The organism is Vibrio sp. Vb1554, from assembly GCF_033344235.1.
This window is the reverse complement of sequence record NZ_JAWPOJ010000495.1, coordinates 1-1011: the sequence shown is the minus strand read 5'-3', so window position 1 is coordinate 1011 and position 1011 is coordinate 1. Positions and strand designations below refer to the sequence as shown.

The window sequence follows — 1011 nt, the reverse complement described above, 5'->3', positions numbered from 1 at the left end:
TAAATCGCGTTTTTGGCTCGTCAAACCAACCGCAAGTTTAACTGGTGTGTCGGGCTTGGATGCGCTTGTTTCTGGTAACTACATCTCTATCCAACCGGGGGACGGTCAAGAATTTGAGACCACATTCCACGCTCTCGATTCGGCGCCAACGGACCTACGTGTTTCACAAGGTTTGAACATCAAGCTTAAAAGCCGAGACTTAGGCGGCGTGTCGATTGGCTCTCAGATTGTCTATAAGAAAATTCCTATCGGTGCGGTCTACAGCTACCAACTGGATGAAGATGCAAAATCCATTACTATTCAAGCTAATATCCAAGAGCAATATCGACACATCATCAATGACCGCAGCCGCTTTTGGAACGTCAGCGGCATTGGCGCAAGTATAGGTTTTGAAGGCGTTGACGTACGCTTAGAAAGCATGAGTGCCCTACTTGGTGGCGCTATCGCCGTTGACTCCCCGGACGATGGCGAACCAGTGGAAGAAAATACCGAGTTCCGCTTATATAAAGATTTGAAAACAGCAGGTCGAGGCATTGCGATCAAAATTGCTCTACCTGACGACAATAAAGTCAGCAGCGAAGGCGCACCAATCATGTACCGTGGCATTGAAATTGGTCAGGTCACCGACTTAAGCCTTTCTGAAGGACGAGAAGTCATTTTGGCGTCAGCAGCAATTCAGCCTGCTTTCAGTGACATGCTTACCACAGGCACTCGCTTTGTTTTGGAAGAAGCGAAAGTGTCATTGTCTGGTGTCGAAAACATTGCAAACCTAGTTAGAGGAAACTTCCTCACTATCGTTCCTGGCGACGGCGAACGCTCTCGCCGCTTCACTGCAATTCGCAAAAACGTATTTAATCAACAGCAAGAAAAGTCTATCGCGATTCGCCTAATTTCTGACAATTCATTTGGTTTAGATAGCGGAGCGAACGTGCTCTATAAAGGTATTGTGGTCGGTTCCATCATCAACGTTGGTTTAGTTGATGAGAAAAAACAAGCGAAGCACGAAGTCTT

1 pseudogene is annotated in these 1011 nt (G+C 46.8%); it reads left to right on the top strand.

Annotation, left to right across the window (positions count from 1 at the left end):
• Window positions 1-1011: pseudogene (mam7, locus tag R8N28_RS27315) on the top strand (MCE family putative adhesion factor MAM7); the annotation flags it as partial.